The organism is Pseudomonas sp. BP6, assembly GCF_017875935.1.
Classification (GTDB): Bacteria; Pseudomonadota; Gammaproteobacteria; order Pseudomonadales; family Pseudomonadaceae; genus Aquipseudomonas; species Aquipseudomonas putida_Y.
This window is the reverse complement of the sequence record NZ_JAGINI010000001.1, coordinates 529198-547935: the sequence shown is the minus strand read 5'-3', so window position 1 is coordinate 547935 and position 18738 is coordinate 529198. Positions and strand designations below refer to the sequence as shown.

Annotated in this window: 16 protein-coding genes; 10 read left to right on the top strand and 6 right to left on the bottom strand. The window is 62.7% G+C overall.

Going from position 1 to position 18738, the window contains the following annotated elements:
- Positions 1–29 precede the first annotated feature (29 nt).
- Positions 30–647, bottom strand: a complete 618-nt coding sequence (locus J3A98_RS02445; RefSeq protein WP_209963747.1) for a TPM domain-containing protein — start codon at positions 645–647, stop codon at positions 30–32.
- A gap of 186 nt (positions 648–833) precedes the next feature.
- Between J3A98_RS02445 and bglX the strand changes: the two genes are divergently transcribed.
- From bglX to J3A98_RS02415, 6 genes are all read left to right on the top strand, one after another.
- Positions 834–3125 (top strand): beta-glucosidase BglX, encoded by a 2292-nt coding sequence (gene bglX / locus J3A98_RS02440; RefSeq protein WP_209963744.1) that lies wholly within the window; start codon positions 834–836, stop codon positions 3123–3125.
- Between the two features lie 130 nt (positions 3126–3255).
- A complete protein-coding gene (locus J3A98_RS02435) occupies positions 3256–5013 on the top strand; it encodes an ATP-binding protein (RefSeq protein ID WP_176682658.1) in 1758 nt (585 codons plus the stop codon).
- Positions 5007–6341 (top strand): sigma-54 dependent transcriptional regulator, encoded by a 1335-nt coding sequence (locus J3A98_RS02430; protein ID WP_176682657.1) that lies wholly within the window; start codon positions 5007–5009, stop codon positions 6339–6341. Before J3A98_RS02435 ends, J3A98_RS02430 begins: the two co-directional genes overlap by 7 nt.
- Positions 6342–6594: 253 nt before the next feature.
- Positions 6595–7914 (top strand): MFS transporter, encoded by a 1320-nt coding sequence (locus tag J3A98_RS02425; RefSeq protein WP_176682656.1) that lies wholly within the window; start codon positions 6595–6597, stop codon positions 7912–7914.
- A gap of 300 nt (positions 7915–8214) precedes the next feature.
- On the top strand, positions 8215–8541 hold the full coding sequence (locus tag J3A98_RS02420; protein ID WP_209963741.1) for a hypothetical protein: 327 nt from the start codon (positions 8215–8217) through the stop codon (positions 8539–8541).
- A 119-nt stretch (positions 8542–8660) separates the two neighbouring features.
- Positions 8661–9266 carry a flavin reductase gene (locus tag J3A98_RS02415; RefSeq protein WP_010952506.1) on the top strand — a complete coding sequence of 202 codons (606 nt, stop codon included), beginning with the start codon at positions 8661–8663 and terminating at the stop codon, positions 9264–9266.
- On the opposite strand, the gene J3A98_RS02410 is transcribed toward J3A98_RS02415, so the two are convergent.
- Positions 9267–9533, bottom strand: a complete 267-nt coding sequence (locus tag J3A98_RS02410; protein WP_014859143.1) for a hypothetical protein — start codon at positions 9531–9533, stop codon at positions 9267–9269.
- A 16-nt stretch (positions 9534–9549) separates the two neighbouring features.
- Positions 9550–9843 carry an antibiotic biosynthesis monooxygenase family protein gene (locus J3A98_RS02405; protein ID WP_209963738.1) on the bottom strand — a complete coding sequence of 98 codons (294 nt, stop codon included), beginning with the start codon at positions 9841–9843 and terminating at the stop codon, positions 9550–9552.
- A 202-nt stretch (positions 9844–10045) separates the two neighbouring features.
- Between J3A98_RS02405 and J3A98_RS02400 the strand changes: the two genes are divergently transcribed.
- Complete coding sequence (locus J3A98_RS02400; RefSeq protein WP_176682652.1) at positions 10046–10966, top strand: AraC family transcriptional regulator; 921 nt, start codon at positions 10046–10048, stop codon at positions 10964–10966.
- A gap of 123 nt (positions 10967–11089) precedes the next feature.
- On the opposite strand, the gene J3A98_RS02395 is transcribed toward J3A98_RS02400, so the two are convergent.
- Entirely contained in the window at positions 11090–12727 is a 1638-nt protein-coding gene (locus J3A98_RS02395; RefSeq protein WP_209963736.1) for a 5-guanidino-2-oxopentanoate decarboxylase, read from the bottom strand.
- A 114-nt stretch (positions 12728–12841) separates the two neighbouring features.
- Here J3A98_RS02395 and J3A98_RS02390 point away from each other — a divergent pair, with 114 nt between their 5' ends.
- Positions 12842–13717 carry a LysR substrate-binding domain-containing protein gene (locus tag J3A98_RS02390; RefSeq protein ID WP_209963733.1) on the top strand — a complete coding sequence of 292 codons (876 nt, stop codon included), beginning with the start codon at positions 12842–12844 and terminating at the stop codon, positions 13715–13717.
- Positions 13718–13871: 154 nt separating this feature from the next.
- On the opposite strand, the gene J3A98_RS02385 is transcribed toward J3A98_RS02390, so the two are convergent.
- A complete protein-coding gene (locus tag J3A98_RS02385) occupies positions 13872–14741 on the bottom strand; it encodes an oxaloacetate decarboxylase (protein WP_103463020.1) in 870 nt (289 codons plus the stop codon).
- A 382-nt stretch (positions 14742–15123) separates the two neighbouring features.
- Between J3A98_RS02385 and J3A98_RS02380 the strand changes: the two genes are divergently transcribed.
- Positions 15124–16575, top strand: a complete 1452-nt coding sequence (locus J3A98_RS02380) for an MDR family MFS transporter (RefSeq protein ID WP_176682648.1) — start codon at positions 15124–15126, stop codon at positions 16573–16575.
- Positions 16576–16692: 117 nt separating this feature from the next.
- On the opposite strand, the gene ttgR is transcribed toward J3A98_RS02380, so the two are convergent.
- Complete coding sequence (gene ttgR / locus J3A98_RS02375; RefSeq protein ID WP_209963730.1) at positions 16693–17325, bottom strand: TetR family transcriptional regulator; 633 nt, start codon at positions 17323–17325, stop codon at positions 16693–16695.
- A gap of 256 nt (positions 17326–17581) precedes the next feature.
- Here ttgR and ttgA point away from each other — a divergent pair, with 256 nt between their 5' ends.
- Entirely contained in the window at positions 17582–18736 is a 1155-nt protein-coding gene (ttgA, locus tag J3A98_RS02370) for a toluene efflux RND transporter periplasmic adaptor subunit TtgA (RefSeq protein WP_176682646.1), read from the top strand.
- Positions 18737–18738: the final 2 nt, after the last annotated feature.

Here is an 18738-nt window from a genome sequence, read left to right as displayed (position 1 = left end):
GAGCGCTCTCCAGAAACGCTGGTGCTCCTTCAGTCGAGAATCACCAAGCGGTTGGGCAACTCGTTGCGGGCATGGGTTGGCGGCACGTGCCGGCTAAGCAGCTCGCCACACGCCTCGATGCACTCGACAAAGCCCTGCAAGGTCCGGCCCTGGCGCACCTGCTCGGCAAAGCGGGCACCGATGGCCGCGCGGGCCTCGGCATCCAGGCAGTGTTCGATACCCCGATCGACCAAGATTTCCACATGCCGCTCCGCCTCGCTGACGAAAATCAGCACGCCCGTGGCGCCTGCTGTGCGCTGCAGGTTCTGCTCGCGAAACTGCTGGCGGGCCAGGCGTGAGGCTCGCCAGCGGCGCAAGGCACGGGGGATCAGCCAGTCGGCCAGGCGCGCGTTGCGCAGCAGCAGGCACAGACCGACGAACAACAGCACGTTGCCCAGCAGCACACCACGCACGCTGGGCCAAGCCAGCAGCCAGTGCAACAGACCCGGTACGGACAGCGCCAGCACAGCGGCGCAGAGCAACGGCCAATAGGCGTAGTCGTCGGCACGGCGGGCCAGCACCGTCACCAGTTCGGCATCGGTACGCCGTTCGGCACGGGCTATGGCTTCGGCAATCTGCCGCTGATGGTATTCGTCGAAGGGCGTCATGCCGTCGGTCTCTTGAGCGTTCTTATAGTTGTTATCCCGGCATTCGGGGCTTCATCCGCAGGCGATATATTCAGGCATAATCCGCCGCTGGAAGAATTGCCCGCAAATCGTACAACAATAGCCGCCTGAAAACTTCGGTCGCGCACGTATCACGGTGGATACGGCAGCGGCCCCATAACGGAATTGATGATGAAACTGTCTTTGCTGGGCCTGGCCATGGGCCTTGCCAGTCAGGCGGCCCTCGCCGCCCCCTCCGCGCCGCCCCTGCAGGACAAGCAGGCATTCATCGAGCATCTGATCAGCCAGATGACCGAAGCCGAGAAAATCGGCCAGTTGCGCCTGATCAGCATCGGCCCGGAAATGCCCCGCGAGAAGATCCGCGAGGAAATCGCCGCCGGCCGCATCGGTGGCACCTTCAACTCTCGCACAGCCCCCGAAAACCGACCGATGCAGGACGCGGCCATGCGCAGCCGCCTGAAAATCCCGATGTTCTTCGCCTACGATACCGTCCACGGCGAGCGCACCATCTTCCCGATCGGCCTGGGCATGGCCGCTACCTGGGACATGGAGGCCGTCGCCAAGGTCGGCCGAACCGCCGCGATCGAAGCCTCGGCCGACGCCCTGGACATGACGTTCGCGCCAATGGTGGATATCGCCCGTGACCCACGCTGGGGCCGCACCAGTGAAGGTTTCGGCGAAGACACCTACCTGACCTCGAAAATCGGCCAGGTAATGGTGCGCTCGTTCCAGGGCAGCAGCCCGGCCAACCCCGACAGCATCATGGCCATCGTCAAGCATTTCGCCTTGTACGGCGCAGTGGAAGGCGGGCGCGACTACAACACGGTCGATATGAGCCTGCCGAAAATGTACAACGACTACCTGCCGCCCTATCGCGCCGCACTCGATGCGGGCGCCGGTGGGGTGATGGTAGCGCTGAACTCGATCAACGGCGTACCAGCCACCTCCAACACCTGGCTGATGAACGACCTGCTGCGCAAGGAGTGGGGCTTCAAGGGCGTGACCATCAGCGACCACGGTGCCATCCAGGAGCTGATTCGCCACGGCGTCGCCCGTGACGGCCGTGAAGCCGCCAAGCTGGCGATCAAGGCCGGCATCGACATGAGCATGAACGATACCCTGTACGGCGAAGAGCTGCCGGGCCTGCTGAAGTCCGGCGAGGTGACCCAGCGCGAACTGAACCAGGCGGTGCGTGAGGTGCTTGGTGCCAAGTACGACATGGGCCTGTTCAAAGACCCCTACGTGCGCATCGGCAAGGCCGAAACCGACCTGAAAGACTACTACGGCAACGACCGCCTGCACCGCGAAGCTGCGCGTGACGTGGCACGCCGCAGCCTGGTGCTGCTGGAAAACCGCAACCAGACCCTGCCGCTGAAAAAGGCCGGCACCATTGCCGTGGTCGGCCCGCTGGCGGATGCCCCGATCGACATGATGGGCAGCTGGGCCGCCGACGGCAAACCCGTCCACTCCGTGACCGTGCGCGAGGGCCTGCGCCGCGCCGTGGACGGCAAGGCCAAGCTGGTCTACGCCAAAGGTTCCAACGTCACGGGCGACAAGGCGATCCTCGATTACCTGAACTTCCTCAACTTCGATGCCCCGGAAATCGTCGACGACCCACGCCCGCCTGCCGTGCTGATCGATGAAGCAGTCAAGGCGGCGAAGCAATCCGACGTCGTGGTAGCCGTGGTCGGCGAGTCCCGCGGCATGTCCCACGAGTCGTCGAGCCGTACCACCCTGGAGATCCCGGCCAGCCAGCGCGAGCTGATCAAGGCGCTCAAGGCCACCGGCAAACCGCTGGTGCTGGTGCTGATGAACGGCCGTCCGCTGTCGATCAGCTGGGAGCGCGAGCAGGCCGACGCCATCCTGGAAACCTGGTTCGCCGGCACCGAAGGCGGCAATGCCATCGCCGACGTGCTGTTTGGCGACTACAACCCCTCCGGCAAGCTGGCCATTACCTTCCCACGGTCGGTGGGGCAGATCCCGATGTACTACAACCACACCCGCATCGGCCGGCCGTTCACGCCGGGCAAGCCGGGCAACTACACCTCGCAATACTTCGAAGAACCCAACGGGCCGCTCTACCCGTTCGGCTATGGCTTGAGCTACAGCAGCTTCGAGCTGTCGGGCCTGAAGCTGTCGGGCAAGGATCTCAAGCGCAGCGATACGCTGGAAGCCAAGGTAACGGTCAAGAACACCGGCAAGGTTGCAGGCGAGACGGTGGTGCAGTTGTACCTGCAGGATGTGTCGGCGTCGATGAGCCGCCCGGTGAAAGAGCTGAAAAACTTCCAGAAGCTGATGCTTGAACCTGGTGAAAACCGCACGTTGACCTTCCGCATCAGCGAGGACGACCTGAAGTTCTACAATGGCCAGTTGCAGCGGGTTGCCGAACCTGGGGAGTTCAATGTCCAGGTAGGGCTGGATTCCCAGGCGGTGCAGCAGCAGAGCTTCGAATTGCTTTGACTGAAAATGGCCGCCTGTTCCGGCCTTTTCGCGGCTAAACCCGCTCCTGCAGGTGCTGCAGAGTACCTGTAGGAGCGGTTTTACCCGCGAAGAGGCCGGCCCCGATATCCCACCACCGGATCCGCCCCCAATGCCCTTTTCCTTTCGCGCCCTGCGTCTGGGGCTGATCACCCTGCTGATCGTGCTGGGTACCGCACTCAGCGCCGGCTGGGCCATGCACCAGGCCAAGCGCCAGGCCATGGAAGACGACGCCAAGCGTGCCAGCCAGCAACTGGGCCTGTACGCCAACGCACTGCACACCCTGATCGAGCGCTACCGCGCCCTCCCCGCCGTGCTGGCGCTGGATCCGGAACTGATCGCAGCCTTGCGCGGCCCGATCGATGAAGGCGTTCAGAACGCCCTGAACCACAAGCTCGAACGTATCAATGGCGCCGCCAATTCCTCCACCCTCGAACTGCTCGACCGCACCGGCCTGGCCATTGCCGCCAGCAATTGGCGCCTGCCCAGCAGCTACGTCGGCTCCAACTACGGTTTCCGTCCCTACTTCAAGCAAACCCGCAGCCAGGGCAGTGGCCGCTTCTATGCCGTGGGCGTGACCAGTGGCGTGCCGGGCTACTTTCTCGCCAGCGCGGTGAACGACGAGCACGGCCGCTTCCTTGGCGCCATGGTGGTGAAGCTGGAATTCCCCGAGCTGGAACGCGAGTGGCGACAGGGCAACGATATCCTGTTGGTCAGCGACGCCCGCGGTATTACTTTCATTGCAAACCAGGATGGCTGGCGCTACCGCGAGCTTCAGCCGCTCAGTGGTGCCGACCGTGCCGAGCTGGCCGAAACCCGTCAGTACGACAAGCAACCGCTGGTGCCGCTCCAGCATCAGGTGCTGACGCGGTTTGCCCCCTACAGCACCCTTAGCCGCGTGCAAGGCCCCGAGGGTAGCACCGAGTACTTGTGGGAAAGCCTGCCGCTGGAAGGCGAAAACTGGACCTTGCACCTGCTGCGCAAACCGCAGGTCGCTGCCGACGGCCGTAATGCCGCGCTTGGCGCCGCCGCCGTCTGGCTGAGCCTGGTGTTCGCCGTCCTTTTCGTCAGCCAACGCCTGCGCCTGGCACGCCTGCGCCAGCGCAGCCGGCAAGAACTCGAACGCCAGGTCGAGGAGCGCACCCGCGAGCTGCGCACTGCCCAGGAAGGCCTGGTGCAATCAGCCAAGCTGGCCGCACTCGGGCAGATGTCGGCGGCCATGGCCCACGAAATCAACCAACCGCTGACCACCCAACGTATGCAGCTGGAGACCCTGCGCCTGCTGCTTGACCATGGTCGCCACGACGAAGCACGGCAAGCGCTGGAGCCGCTGGAACAGATGCTCACGCGCATGGCAGCACTGACCAGCCACCTGAAAACCTTTGCCCGCAACAGCCCGATGGGCCTGCGCGAACGCCTCGACCTGGCAACCGTGGTCGATCAGGCCTTGCACCTGCTGGAAGCGCGCATTCGCAGCGAGGAAGTGGAGGTGGCTCTGTACCTGGCACGCCCGGCCTGGGTACGCGGCGATGCCATACGCCTGGAGCAGGTGCTGATAAACCTCCTGCACAATGCACTCGACGCGATGATCGACAAGCGCTACAAACGCCTGGAGATCCGCATCGAACCCGACGGAGAGCTATGGCGCCTGAGCGTGCTCGACTCGGGTGGCGGCATTGCCGAAGCCGACCTGCCCAAGGTCTTCGACCCGTTCTTCACCACCAAACCGGTGGGGGAAGGGCTAGGGCTGGGCCTGGCCATTTCTTACGGCATCGTCCATGAGGCCGGCGGCCAGCTGCGGGCCGAAAACCTGCCTGGCGGCGCGCGCCTGAGCCTTACCCTGCCCCGTGACCTGGAGCCTGTATGTTGAATTCGGTGATCGTCGTCGATGATGAAGCCAGTATCCGCACTGCTGTCGAGCAATGGCTGAGCCTGTCAGGCTTCAGCGTGCAGTTGTTCGCTCGCGCCGAAGAGTGCCTGGCGCACCTGCCGCAGCACTTCCCTGGGGTGATCATCAGCGATGTGCGCATGCCGGGTATGGATGGCCTGCAATTGCTCGAACGCCTGCAAGCGAACGACCCCGACCTGCCCGTGATTCTGCTGACCGGTCACGGTGATGTACCGATGGCGGTAGAAGCCATGCGCAGCGGGGCCTATGACTTCCTGGAAAAACCCTTCACGCCGCAAGACTTGCTGGGCAGCCTGCGTCGCGCCCTGGAAAAGCGCCAGCTGGTGCTGGAGAACCGCCGGCTCCACGAGCAGGCCGACCTCAAGTCACGCCTGGAAGTCACGCTGCTGGGCATGTCCCAGGGCCTGCAACAGCTGCGCCGGCAAGTCCTGGATCTGGCCAGCCTGCCGGTAAACGTACTGATCCGCGGTGAAACCGGCAGTGGCAAGGAGCGGGTGGCCCGCTGCCTGCACGACTTTGGTCCTCGCGCCGCCAAGCCCTTTGTAGCCCTTAACTGCGCGGCCATCCCCGAATCGCTGTTCGAGGCCGAACTGTTCGGCCATGAGAGCGGTGCCTTCACGGGCGCCCAGGGTAAACGGATCGGCAAGCTGGAGTACGCCAACGGTGGCACCGTGTTCCTCGACGAAATCGAGAGCATGCCACTGGCCCAACAAGCCAAGCTGTTGCGGGTGATTCAGGAGCAGAAGTTGGAGCGCCTGGGGGCCAACCAGAGCATCAGCGTGGACCTGCGCATCATTGCGGCGACCAAGCCCGACCTGCTCGGGGAGGCTCGTGCCGGGCGCTTCCGCGAAGACCTGGCCTACCGCCTGAATGTGGCCGAATTGCGCCTGGCACCGCTGCGCGAGCGGCGGGAGGATATTCCGCTGCTGTTCGAACACTTTGCCCGTGCTGCCGGTGAAAAGCTTGGTCGCGCTGCCCCGCCGCTATCGGGTGCACAGCTGGCGCAGCTGCTGTCACATGACTGGCCTGGCAACGTGCGTGAGCTGGCCAATGCGGCGGAGCGGCATGCGTTGGGGCTGGGTTCGCCAAACATCGAGGTTGCACCTGCCGGGCAGTCGCTGGGCGAGCAAATGGAAGCATTCGAGGCGCAATGCCTGCGTGCGGCCTTGCGTCAGCATGGGGGCGAGATCAAGTCGGTGATGGAGGCGTTGCAACTGCCGCGGCGCACGCTTAACGAGAAGATGCAACGGCATGGGCTGGTGCGCGAGGATTTTATTGGGCAGGCATGAGCGGAAATCCGCTTATGACCAGGACCTGGTAGGCGAAAAACTGCTCATCACATCGAGATTTCGGACTGCTTTGCAGCCCTTCGCGGTCAGGCCCGCGCCTGCATAGGGCGGCGCAAGGCCCACTACTGTGCCGGCTTGGGGTATTTGATGCCCTCAAATGAATCAGCCCGCACCCATTTGGCACACCTTCTGCAATTGCCTTGGCAAGCTGCGCCACGGCGCGCTCCACAAAAACAACGAGAAGGTATCCCTGATGGATAACGCCACCTCCCTGCCCGCCGGGGCGGCCACCGCGCCTGCCGCAGAAAAAACCACCGCCAGCCGCTTGAAGTCGATTTTCAGCGGGTCCATCGGCAACATGGTCGAATGGTACGACTGGTACGTCTACGCCGCATTCTCGCTGTACTTCGCCAAGGCCTTCTTCCCGGCCGGCGACTCCACCGCACAACTGCTCAATACCGCCGCGATCTTCGCCGTGGGCTTCCTCATGCGCCCGATCGGTGGCTGGCTGATGGGCCTGTACGCCGACCGCAAGGGCCGCAAGGCCGCGCTGATGGCGTCGGTCCTGCTCATGTGCGCCGGCTCGCTGGTCATCGCCCTGACCCCGGGTTACGAAACCATCGGCGTCGCCGCACCTGTCCTGCTGGTCATCGCGCGCCTGCTGCAGGGCCTGTCGGTGGGTGGTGAATACGGCACCTCGGCCACCTACCTCAGCGAAATGGCCAGCAAGGAGCGCCGTGGTTTCTTCTCCAGCTTCCAGTACGTGACCCTGATCTCCGGCCAGCTCATCGCCCTGGCGGTACTGATCGTCCTGCAACAGACCCTGACCACCGAGCAGTTGTACGCCTGGGGCTGGCGCGTGCCGTTCGTGATCGGTGCGCTGTGCGCGGTGGTGGCCCTGTACCTGCGTCGCGGCATGGAAGAAACCGCCTCGTTCACCAAGAAGGAAAAGGCCAAGGAAAGCCTGATGCGCACCCTGCTGCGTCACCCCAAGGAACTGATGACCGTCGTCGGTCTGACCATGGGCGGTACCCTGGCCTTCTACACCTACACCACCTACATGCAGAAGTACCTGGTCAACACCGTAGGCATGAGCATCAGTGACTCGACCACCATCTCGGCCGCCACGCTGTTCCTGTTCATGTGCCTGCAGCCGGTGATCGGTGGTCTCTCCGACAAGATCGGCCGCCGTCCAATCCTGATCGCCTTCGGTGTGCTCGGCACCCTGTTCACCGTCCCTATCCTCAGCACCCTGCACACCATCCAGAGCTGGTGGGGTGCGTTCTTCCTGATCATGGCAGCGCTGATCATCGTAAGCGGCTATACCTCGATCAACGCCGTGGTCAAAGCCGAGCTGTTCCCTACCGAGATTCGCGCCCTGGGCGTGGGCCTGCCGTATGCCCTGACCGTGTCGATCTTCGGTGGCACCGCCGAATACGTGGCCCTGTGGTTCAAGAGCGCTGGGATGGAGAGCGGCTTCTACTGGTACGTCACCGCCTGTATCGCCTGCTCGCTGCTGGTTTACGCGACCATGAAAGACACCAAGCAGCACTCGCGGATTACCACTGAGTAACGCTGGCCTGGCAGTACTAAAAGGGGCGCTCCATTGCATGGAGCGCCCCTTTTCTATTCAGACTTTTCCTTCTTAACGCCCTATTAATTCCACCTCATCAAGCTGCAATGGCTGGCAGAACGTTGGCGCCCGCAAGGACGCTCCCTAGCCAGGCTTGCGGCCTGAAGCACGACATACGCGCCCAAATACATCGAATAAATAGATTATTAAGCGCTGTTTTTTGCGCTTTTTAATCAAATTATTCGGCGTAGGATTAAACCCATAGAAACAAACAACTCACAAACCCCTGGAGCAACGACCATGAAAAACAAACTGATCCTTACCCTGGCCCTCTCGGTTTTCGCAGCTGGCGCCTTCGCCGAAGATGGCTTCGACCGGACCGACGCTCACACCTTTGCCGCGGCTCAAACCCAGCCCGCCAGCTACGCTGAAGACGGCTTCGATCGCACCGGTGGCCAACGCTTCGCCGAAGATGGCTTCGACCGCACCGGCGGCCAACGCTTCGCCGAAGACGGCTTCGATCGCACCGGCGGCCAACGCTTCGCCGAAGACGGCTTTGATCGCACCGGCGGCCAACGTTTTGCCGAAGATGGCTTCAACCGCACCAACGCGCACCGCATCAGCTGATACCTGATTGCGAGCACCCAGCCCGGCTTCGGCCGGGCTTGATCATTTGCACGCGAGCTCAGGCTTGGCACACTAGGCACCTTGTCCACTAGGAGGTAGGGCCAACAAGGCCAGCACAGATGTATTACTACGAACCCGCCAAAGGCCACGGCCTGCCGCACGACCCGTTCAATGCCATCGTCGGTCCCCGCCCGATCGGCTGGATCTCCTCTCAGGACCGCGAAGGCCGCCTGAACCTGGCGCCTTACAGCTTCTTCAATGCGTTCAACTACATCCCGCCGATCATCGGTTTCTGCAGCGTCGGGCGCAAAGACAGCCTGAACAACATCGAGCAGACCGGTGAGTTCGTCTGGAACCTGGCCACCCGCCCCCTGGCCGAGCAAATGAACCTGAGCTGCGCACCGGTTGCTGCCGAAGTAAACGAATTCGAATTGAGCGGCCTCACTGCCGCACCGTCGAGCATCGTCAAGGTGCCGCGCGTGGGTGAAACGCCGGTAGCCTTCGAGTGCAAGGTCAGCCAGATCGTCCAGCTCAAGCGCGCCGACCAGGAACAGGTGCCCAGCTGGCTTATCCTCGGGGAAGTGGTGGCGGTGCACATTGCCGAACACCTGCTGAACAACGGCATCTACGATACCGCTGCCGCCGAGCCTATTCTGCGGGGGGGTGGCCCGGCGGATTATTTCGAGCTGGGCAACCTGTTCAAGATGGCCCGGCCACCGGCCTGATCACCAGACCAGCTCACCCTCTTCGCTGACGCCCTGCAGGCGTTGCAGCTCGGCGGTGGCCGCTTCGTCGGCGGCCACGGCGCCCTTGAACACCTGCCCGTCGAGAACCTTGTGAAAGCGCGGTGCGCCGCCCATACCCAAGGCTTTGACCGCGATGGCTGCGTTGTAGCCGCCACCTTCCACCGGCACCATCGCCGATACCGCTTCGAAATGAGTGAATTCCCTACGTGCCATGTTGCTGTCCGCGTGATTGAACAAGGGCGTCACTTTACCTCATCCACGCTCAATCGAAGGTATGCAAGTCCAGGCTGCTGACCACCTGGGCCTGCACCAGCTCACCGAACACCTCCAGTGTCGGCGAAGCAAAGTAACCACTCATCGCCTGCTGGTCCTGCCAGCTTCCGCTGAGCAACCACAGGTCAGCATCAGCCTGCGAACGCTGCACGGTAAAACTCAGGCAACCCGGTGTACGCCGCGAGGGCTCAAGCAGGTCACGCAGGCGCGCGCCCAGCTCTGCCGAGCGCCCGCTGCTGGCACGGATGAAAGCAAGGTGGGTGACCGGTTGGTTAAGGGTCATTGCACAATCTCCTTGAAGCAGGCGGACGGAAAAGCCAGGCTGCCAAGGTTAGGCGCTCACCCGCGCGGCGCGTTAGGCCATTACTGCACGTCGATTGCCTGATCCTGCAGCGCGGCAGGATCAGGCAATCGACATGCAGCTTTCGACTAGCGCCCGTCTTTGCCCAAACCTATGCTGCGTCGGTCAGCAGAGGAAAGCCATCATGACCACCGCCACGTCCACCGAACCGACCCTGGAACTGCAGCGCCTGGAGCTGGCCGAGCTGATCAACCGCCACGCGGGCGAGCCCCATGGCCCGGCATCGGCCATCGATGACCTGCACCTGGTGCGCTACACCGAAAATGTGCGTTCTGTGCCCACCCTGGCGCAGCCTGCCCTGTGCATCCTTGCCCAAGGCAGCAAAAGCCTGTTCCTGGGTGACGAGCAGTACGCCTACGACCCACTGCATTACATGGTCGTTTCGGTGACCTTGCCGCTCAGTGCCGTGAGGCTGGATGCCAGCCCCGAGAACCCAAGCCTGGGCCTGCGCATGGACCTGGACCCGGCCGAGATCAGCCAACTGATCGCCGAGAGCGGACCGATGCTGGTACCCAATCGACCTTCCGGCCGTGGTTTGTACGTGGAAAGGACAGATGCCGCATTGCTCGATGCCCTGCTGCGGTTGCTGCGCCTGCTTGACACCCCCCGCGATATCGCAATGCTGGCGCCGCTGTTCCGCCGCGAGATTCTCTACCGCCTGCTGCGTGGGCCGCAGGGTTACCGGCTGTATGAAATTGCCTTGGCCAACAGCCAGACCCATCGGGTTTGCCAGGCCATCACCTGGCTCAACAACAACTTCCAACAGCCGCTGCGTATCGAGGACCTGGCACGTGAGGTCAACCTCAGCACCTCGACCTTGCACCACCGCTTCAAGGCGGTGACCTCGATGAGCCCATTGCAGTACCAGAAGCAACTGCGCCTGCAGGAAGCCCGGCGACTGATGTTGAACGACGGGCTGGAGGCGGCGGTGGCGGCTTATCGGGTGGGTTATGAAAGCCCGTCGCAGTTCAGCCGTGAATACAGCCGGCTTTACGGCGCGCCGCCGATTCGTGATGTGGCTCGGTTGCGGGCTACTGCGGTCTGAAGCTCAACATTCGCCTGCACCGGCGCTTTCGCGGGTAAACCCGCTCCTACAGGTTTTTGCACAGATGCGAAAATTGCGCGCTGCCTGCAGGCGCGAGAGGCCGATACAGGCAATCGCAATGCTTCAACCCAACACCGCGGCCTGCCACTGATTCTGATCCACCTGAATCAAGGTCGGCCCCGTGCGCTCCACCGCTTGCCCGAGCGCGGCCTGCAATTGGGCGATATCGGCCACGTTCTCTGCTGCCGCGCCCAACGCCCGCGCCACGCCGATGAAATCCGGGGTATGGATATCCACCCCGACCGGCTCGATCGCCCGATTGACCATGTATTTCTTGATTTCCTCGTACCCCTGGTTATTCCACAGCAGTACGATCAGCGGGACCTGCGCCTCCACTGCACTGACCAGTTCCGGCAGGGTGAACTGCAAACCACCATCACCAATCAGGCACACCGCCGGAGCGCGTTCAACGGCCTGCTCGGCACTGCCCAACCAGGCGCCCATGGCTGCTGGCAACGCGTAACCCAAGGTGCCGTAACCGGTCGAGGCGTTGAACCAGCGGCGTGGCTGCTCCATGTCAAGTGTCAGGTTGCCGGTGTACACAGGTTGGGTCGAGTCGCCCACCAGAATCGCATTCGGCAGGCGCTCTAGTATGGCGCTCAGCAAGCGCGTCTGGCTCAGGGTGGGCTGGTCCCAGTCTGCCGCCAGGACCTTGCGCAGATTGGCCACGCGGGCCACGCCCCAAGTGCTTTCGTGCACTGGCTGCGGCTGGGCTTGCAGGGCACCGAGCAGCGCTTCGGCAGCCAGCTCGGCATCGGCTACCAGCGCAAGCTCCGGCAGATAATTGCGCACGGTCTGGTCCGGGTCGATGTCAATGCGCAGCAGACTGCCCGGGATCTCGAAGCCTCCCTTGAAGGTCACGTCATAATCGGTTTCGGCCAGTTCGGTGCCGATCGCCAGCACCACGTCAGCCTCGGCCACCAGCGCCCGTGTGGCCGGTAACGACTGGGTCGAGCCGATCTGCAATGGGTGGCTGGCAGGCAGCAAGCCTTTGGCATTGATGGTCAGCGCCACCGGGGCCTGAAGGTGTTCGGCCAGGCGTGCCAGCGCAGCGCCCGCAGCCAACGCCCCGCCACCGGCCAGAATCAGCGGCCGACGTGCACTGGCCAGTCGCTCAGCCATCTGCGCCACGGCCTGAGGTGCAGCCCCTGCCCGACTACCCCGTACAGGGCGTCCCGGCAGCAGGAAGTCGGCCGGTTCAACCAGCACATCGAGCGGGATTTCGATATGTACCGGACGCGGCCGGGCACTGTCGAACACGGCAAATGCCCGGGCCAGCACCTGCGGCAAGTCGGCTGCACTCATCAAAGTGTGGGAAAACGCTGCCACACCCGATACCAGCGCCGCTTGGTTGGGCAGCTCGTGCAGCTTGCCACGGCCACCGCCCAACTGGTCACGGGACTGCACGCTGGAAATCACCAGCATCGGGATCGAGTCGGCATAGGCCTGGCCCATGGCAGTGGTGATATTGGTCATGCCCGGCCCGGTGATAATGAAGCACACCCCGGGTTTGCCGCGGGTGCGCGCATAGCCGTCAGCCATGAACCCGGCACCTTGCTCATGACGTGGGGTGATGTGACGAATGGAAGAGCCCGCCAGGCCACGATAGAGCTCCACGGTATGTACACCGGGGATGCCGAAGACATGATCGACGCCATAGCCTTCAAGGAGTTTGACCAGTACTTCGCCGCAGGTTGCCATCAGGGATCACCATGAATCGTGTTGGGGTATGCCCTTATTGGACCCAAGCCACGGCTATCGCCACAATGCAAAAAAACACATACTAGCCATGTCCTGTGATCATGGCTTACTGCAATGAAACGCCTCCCGCCCCTGCCTGCCCTGCACACGTTTCTGGTCACCGCCCAGCAGTGCAACTTCACCCGCGCCGGGCAGCAGTTGCACATCACCCAAGGCGCTGTCAGCCGCCAGATTGCATCCCTCGAAGAACACCTGGGTTATGCCCTGTTCAAGCGCGAGGCACGCGGGTTAAGCCTGACCCGTGAAGGCCTGGACTGGCTGCCGCGGGTGCAGCAGGTGTTCGCGCTGATCGAACAAGGGGTGCGCGAAGTGGGCGAGCACAGCACCACCCTGCAGCTCAAGGCCCCCACCTGTGTGATGCGTTGGCTGCTGCCGCGCCTGATGGAATGGCAGGCACTGCGCCCGGATGTGCCGGTTGAGCTGACCACGACCGTGCAGCACGGGGTGGATTTGCGTCGCGAGGGCTTCGATGCAGCGGTGGTCTATGGCAATGCGCCAAACCACGGGCTACACGTGCGCAAACTGTTCGATGAGCAACTGACCCCGGTGTGCGCACCGTCACTGCGTGAAGGGCCAGTGCCGTTGCAGCAGGTGGAAGACCTGGCCAGGCACATGCTGCTGCACCCCTCGCGGGATGAACACGACTGGCGGTTGTGGTTGCAGGCGGCTGGAGTGACGCTGGCCACACATGGACCCAAACAGCATTTCGAGACACTGGACATGGCGATGGCCATGGCTTCGCAGGGCACAGGGGTGGCGATCGGTGACTGGTCGCTGATTGGCGATGACCTGCGCGGTGGGCGGTTGTGCATGCCGTTTGCGCTGAAGGTGCTGACGGGCAAGGGGTATTACCTGGTGAGCCAGGCCAGAAGCTTGCCGCCGGGGTTGCTCGAACTACTGGACTGGCTGGAGGGCCAGGCCAGCCTGTGACAGCCCTTTCGCGGGGTCGCCCACAGGTATGCACATGCCTTGGGATCTGTGCGGTACCAGTGGGAGCGGGCATGCCCGCGAAGCAGGCGACTCAATGGCCGACTGTGGAGTGCTACCTTGAGCGCCGTCCGTTGAATGGACGGCGCCCTGCCGATCACTCTTCGACGCTCATGTATTCCTTGGCCCAGCGAATGTAGTCTTCAGGCTGGGTGTAGGTGTGCGAGAGTTCGGTGGCACTGAGGTTTTCCGACTTGTTCTGCCGGCCACGCTGCAGCCGCAGGCAGTCGTAAGTGGCCTTGATCGCGGCAAAGTAAGCCGCATGGCCATCGACCACGATGCGCACGCCCAGACGCGCCAGGCGTTCGTCATCGCGCAGGTTCGGGTTGCCATAGGTGACCAGCATCAGCGGCACCGTCAGGTGCTCGGCAATCTGCTCGAGCTGCTCGAAGTCCTTGACCCCTACCATGCAAATACCATCAGCGCCCGCCTTCTGGTAGCTCTGGGTACGCACGATGATTTCTTCGGTGCTGAGTACGCCCGCGTTGGTACGGGCAATGATCGACAGGGACGAATCGACTCGTGCCTCCAGCGCCGCGCGGATCTTGCCAACCCCCTCCTCGACCGGGATCAGGTCGGTAGACTTGCGCCCGAACTGGGCAGGCAGCAGGGTGTCCTCGATGGTCAGCGCGGCCACACCGGCGCGCTCCAGTTCGGTCACCGTGCGCATCACGTTCAGTGCGTTGCCATAGCCGTGGTCGGCGTCGGCCAGTACCGGCAGTTGCGCGACCCGACCAATGCGGGTGGCCTGCTCGACGAACTCGCTGAGGGTGATCAGAGCGAAGTCCGGAGCAGCCAACACCTGCAACGAGGCGACCGAACCGCCGAGGATACCGACTTCGAAGCCCAGGTCTGCGGCAATGCGTGCCGACATCGGGTCGAACACCGAGGCAGTGTGGAAACAGGAACCTGAAGCGAGCAGCTCGCGGAAGGCAAAACGCAGATCTTGGTGGGAAGCCTTGGGCATGATCACTCCGCAATAATGTTGAAATTTGAACGGTAACTACCGACCCCTGTAATCGGGTCTACCTGACCTGTTCCAACCGTCGCCATCTGGGCGGTCATGCTCGACATGCAGGCAGAGGAATAAAAGGTGTGGGAGACAGTGGACTGAAAAACCTGCGGCAATATGTTGCACCAAGCTGGTGCAAGCCCCGGATTTCAGCCTCTGTGGCATACCAACGATATCACGCAGCCATGCAGCACTGGATGAATGCGCCAATGCCGATATTGCATAGGGGATGCAGATAGTACATAGGAAGCTACCTAACTCAGGGTACAATTCGGGGGCTTCTGTGAGAGCAGGCTTGCCCGCGAAGAGGCTGCCATAGACAAAACAAGGTATTCCCGTGACCGCCGCCCTGCCCCCCACCTCCCTGCGCAACGTGCTCACCGCCCTCATGCTCGCCATCTTCCTTGGCGCTCTGGACCAGACCATCGTCGCCGTCTCGCTGCCCGCCATCTCGGCACAGTTCAGCGATGTCGGCATGCTGGCCTGGGTCATTTCCGGGTACATGGTGGCAATGACCGTGGCCGTGCCGATCTACGGCAAACTGGGCGACCTTTATGGCCGGCGCCGGATGATCCTCACCGGCATCAGCCTGTTCACCCTGGCCTCCATTGCCTGCGCCATGGCCCAGGACATGCCGCAACTGGTGCTGGCCCGGGTACTGCAGGGTATCGGCGCAGGCGGCATGGTCTCGGTGAGCCAGGCAATCATTGGCGACTTCGTGCCCCCACGCGAACGCGGCCGCTACCAGGGCTACTTCAGCAGCATGTACGCCGCGGCCAGCGTGGCTGGGCCAGTGCTGGGCGGCTGGTTGACCGAGTACCTGTCGTGGCGCTGGGTGTTCTGGATCAACCTGCCGCTGGGGCTGGTCGCCTTGTGGGCCATACGCCGTGCGCTCGGCAGCATGCCGGTGCAGCGTCGCGAGGCACAGGTGGACTACCTTGGCGCCATGCTATTGATTCTCGGCCTTGGCAGCCTGCTGCTGGGCATTACCATGGTGGGCCAGGGCCACACCTGGGCCGACCCGGCCGTGCTGGCGCTGTTCGGCTGCGCCCTGCTTGGCCTCACGCTTTTCATCGCCCACGAACGGCGCTGCCCGGAGCCGCTGCTGCCGCTCAGCCTGTTCAGCAACCGAGTGGCAGTGCTGTGCTGGGCAGTGATCTTTTTCGCCAGTTTCCAGTCCATTTCCCTGACCATGCTCATGCCCTTGCGTTACCAAGGCATCACCGGCGCCGGTGCCGACAGCGCCGCCCTGCACCTGCTGCCGCTGGCCATGGGGCTGCCCATGGGCGCCTTCACAGGAGGCCGCATGACCAGCCGGACCGGGCGCTACAAGCCGCAGATCCTGGCCGGTGCACTGCTGATGCCAGTGGCCATTTTCGCGATGGCACTGACTCCGCCGCAATCCGCGTTGCTCGCTGCGCTGTTCATGCTGCTGACCGGCATAGCCTGCGGGCTGCAATTCCCGACCTCGCTGGTGGGCACACAAAGCGCGGTGGCCAGCAAGGACATCGGCGTGGCCACCAGCACCACCAACCTGTTCCGTTCGCTGGGCGGAGCCATGGGCGTGGCGTGCATGTCCAGCCTGTTGCTGGCACTGCTGCATCAGGGTGGTTTCGAACTGTCGGTCAATCCGTTGCTGGGGAGCTTGAAGGCCGCAGAGGTGGACCTGGTGACTCAGGGACGGTTGCTGGAGACGTTCAGACAACTGTTGATGGGGAGTGCGCTTGTCGCGGTGCTGGGCCTGTTTGCGGCATTCGCTCTACCCGACCGGCAATTGCGCGGCCGCTGAAAGTTGCGCAATCGCTGCAAGAGCCGCCTTGTGCTGCGCACAGCCGCAAGGCAGCCGCGCCCTTAATCCCCCCTTAACACAAACGGGAAACACTCCCTCACAATCCTTCACAAAGTGTCATTTGCGCAGAGCCGGGCTCAAGCGCAGCATATCCAGCCCGGTGTCGACCCATTTTTCGACATCACCCAACAAATCGACACTGTCAGGCAGCAAGAGCCAGCGCCCGATCAGGCCATCGACATAGGCAAACAGGGCCACCGCCGCGCGCTCGACATCCAGCTCGCCAGGCAACTGGCCCCGGCGTACGGCATTGGCCAGCGCCAGGGTGATGCCCTTGTGGCAATCCAGCACCGCACACTGGCGCTGCTGGCGAATTTCACACATATCATCGGTGAACTCGCACTTGTGATGCAGGATTTCATTGATACGACGGGTTCGGGCATCGAGCACCAGCTCGTTGAACACCTGCAACAGCAGCTTGCGCATGCAGCCAAGCGGGTCGACTTCATCCTCGCTTTCGCTAGCGCGCGCCAAATGGTCATGGGTCTCGTGCAGGCTGTCGAGCAACGCCTGCACCAGCTCGGCCTTGTTATTGAAGTGCCAGTAGATCGCCCCCCGCGTCACACCCGCCAGTTCGGCGATGTCGGCCAGTGTGGTTCGCGCAACCCCGCGCTTGTAGAAAGCCCTTTCCGCCGCCTCGATGATCTGGGCGCGGGTTTCCTGGGCTTCTTCTTTGGTTCTACGGACCATGGCAGTACAACCTCATCTGGCCCGAACGCGCAGCGCGTGCGGGAAACGCTCCGGGGAACCTCTGCAGGGGCCTCTCGGATGAGCTAATCAAACGCTGAGGCAGTACCGGAGTACAGCCCAGCAGTATTTACAAACAACCATGAATGTAAGTATATTTCTTAGCAAGCTATTTATCCACCGGATAGCATTTTTTCCAGATCAAGATCTCTTCCATTACTCTTGAGCGTCTCCCTGCTCCAGCGACCCGAGGATCCTCATGCAATTCAAGCCAGCCGTTACCGCTCTGGTTTCCGCCGTCGCCCTGGCAACACTGCTCAGTGGCTGTAAGAAAGAAGAAGCAGCGCCAGCGGCGCAGGCTCCTCAGGTCGGCGTCGTGACCATCCAGCCGCAAGCCTTCACCCTCACCTCGGAATTGCCGGGGCGTACCAGTGCCTACCGCGTCGCCGAAGTGCGCCCGCAGGTCAACGGCATCATCCTCAAGCGCCTGTTCAAGGAAGGCAGTGAGGTCAAGGAAGGCCAGCAGTTGTATCAGATCGACCCTGCCGTGTACGAAGCCACCCTGGCCAATGCCAAGGCCAACCTGCTGGCTACACGCTCGCTGGCCGAACGCTACAAGCAACTGATTGACGAACAGGCCGTCTCCAAACAGGAATATGACGACGCCAATGCCAAACGATTGCAGGCCGAGGCTTCGCTCAAGAGCGCACAGATCGACCTGCGCTACACCAAGGTTCTGGCGCCGATCAGCGGCCGTATCGGCCGTTCTTCGTTCACCGAAGGTGCACTGGTGAGCAATGGTCAGACCGATGCCATGGCCACCATCCAGCAGCTCGACCCTATTTATGTCGACGTTACCCAGTCCACCGCCGAGCTGCTCAAGCTGCGCCGTGACCTGGAAAGCGGTCAGTTGCAGAAGGCTGGTGACAACGCCGCCTCGGTTCAGTTGGTGCTGGAGGACGGCAGCCTGTTCAAACAGGAAGGCCGCCTGGAATTCTCCGAAGTCGCGGTCGACGAGACCACAGGCTCTGTGACCCTGCGCGCCCTGTTCCCCAACCCCGATCACACCCTGCTGCCAGGCATGTTCGTGCATGCGCGGCTCAAGGCCGGTGTCAACGCCAACGCCATCCTGGCACCGCAACAAGGCGTGACCCGCGACCTCAAGGGCGCACCAACCGCCCTGGTGGTCAACCAGGAGAACAAGGTCGAACTGCGCCAACTCAAGGCGAGCCGCACCTTGGGTAGCGACTGGCTGATCGAGGAAGGCCTCAACCCGGGTGACCGCCTGATCACCGAAGGGCTGCAGTACGTGCGCCCGGGCGTCGAGGTGAAGGTCAGCGAAGCCACCAACGTCAAGAAGCCGGCCGGCCCTGTTCAGGCCAACGCGGCGAAAGCAGACGCCAAAGCGGAGTAAAC

Bases quoted from the DNA above. Each gene is read 5' to 3' on its own strand.
- J3A98_RS02445 (WP_209963747.1), bottom strand. From the start codon at position 647: ATGACGCCCTTCGACGAATACCATCAGCGGCAGATTGCCGAAGCCATA.
- bglX (WP_209963744.1), top strand. From the start codon at position 834: ATGATGAAACTGTCTTTGCTGGGCCTGGCCATGGGCCTTGCCAGTCAG.
- J3A98_RS02435 (WP_176682658.1), top strand. From the start codon at position 3,256: ATGCCCTTTTCCTTTCGCGCCCTGCGTCTGGGGCTGATCACCCTGCTG.
- J3A98_RS02430 (WP_176682657.1), top strand. From the start codon at position 5,007: ATGTTGAATTCGGTGATCGTCGTCGATGATGAAGCCAGTATCCGCACT.
- J3A98_RS02425 (WP_176682656.1), top strand. From the start codon at position 6,595: ATGGATAACGCCACCTCCCTGCCCGCCGGGGCGGCCACCGCGCCTGCC.
- J3A98_RS02420 (WP_209963741.1), top strand. From the start codon at position 8,215: ATGAAAAACAAACTGATCCTTACCCTGGCCCTCTCGGTTTTCGCAGCT.
- J3A98_RS02415 (WP_010952506.1), top strand. From the start codon at position 8,661: ATGTATTACTACGAACCCGCCAAAGGCCACGGCCTGCCGCACGACCCG.
- J3A98_RS02405 (WP_209963738.1), bottom strand. From the start codon at position 9,843: ATGACCCTTAACCAACCGGTCACCCACCTTGCTTTCATCCGTGCCAGC.
- J3A98_RS02400 (WP_176682652.1), top strand. From the start codon at position 10,046: ATGACCACCGCCACGTCCACCGAACCGACCCTGGAACTGCAGCGCCTG.
- J3A98_RS02395 (WP_209963736.1), bottom strand. From the start codon at position 12,727: ATGGCAACCTGCGGCGAAGTACTGGTCAAACTCCTTGAAGGCTATGGC.
- J3A98_RS02390 (WP_209963733.1), top strand. From the start codon at position 12,842: ATGAAACGCCTCCCGCCCCTGCCTGCCCTGCACACGTTTCTGGTCACC.
- J3A98_RS02385 (WP_103463020.1), bottom strand. From the start codon at position 14,741: ATGCCCAAGGCTTCCCACCAAGATCTGCGTTTTGCCTTCCGCGAGCTG.
- ttgR (WP_209963730.1), bottom strand. From the start codon at position 17,325: ATGGTCCGTAGAACCAAAGAAGAAGCCCAGGAAACCCGCGCCCAGATC.
- ttgA (WP_176682646.1), top strand. From the start codon at position 17,582: ATGCAATTCAAGCCAGCCGTTACCGCTCTGGTTTCCGCCGTCGCCCTG.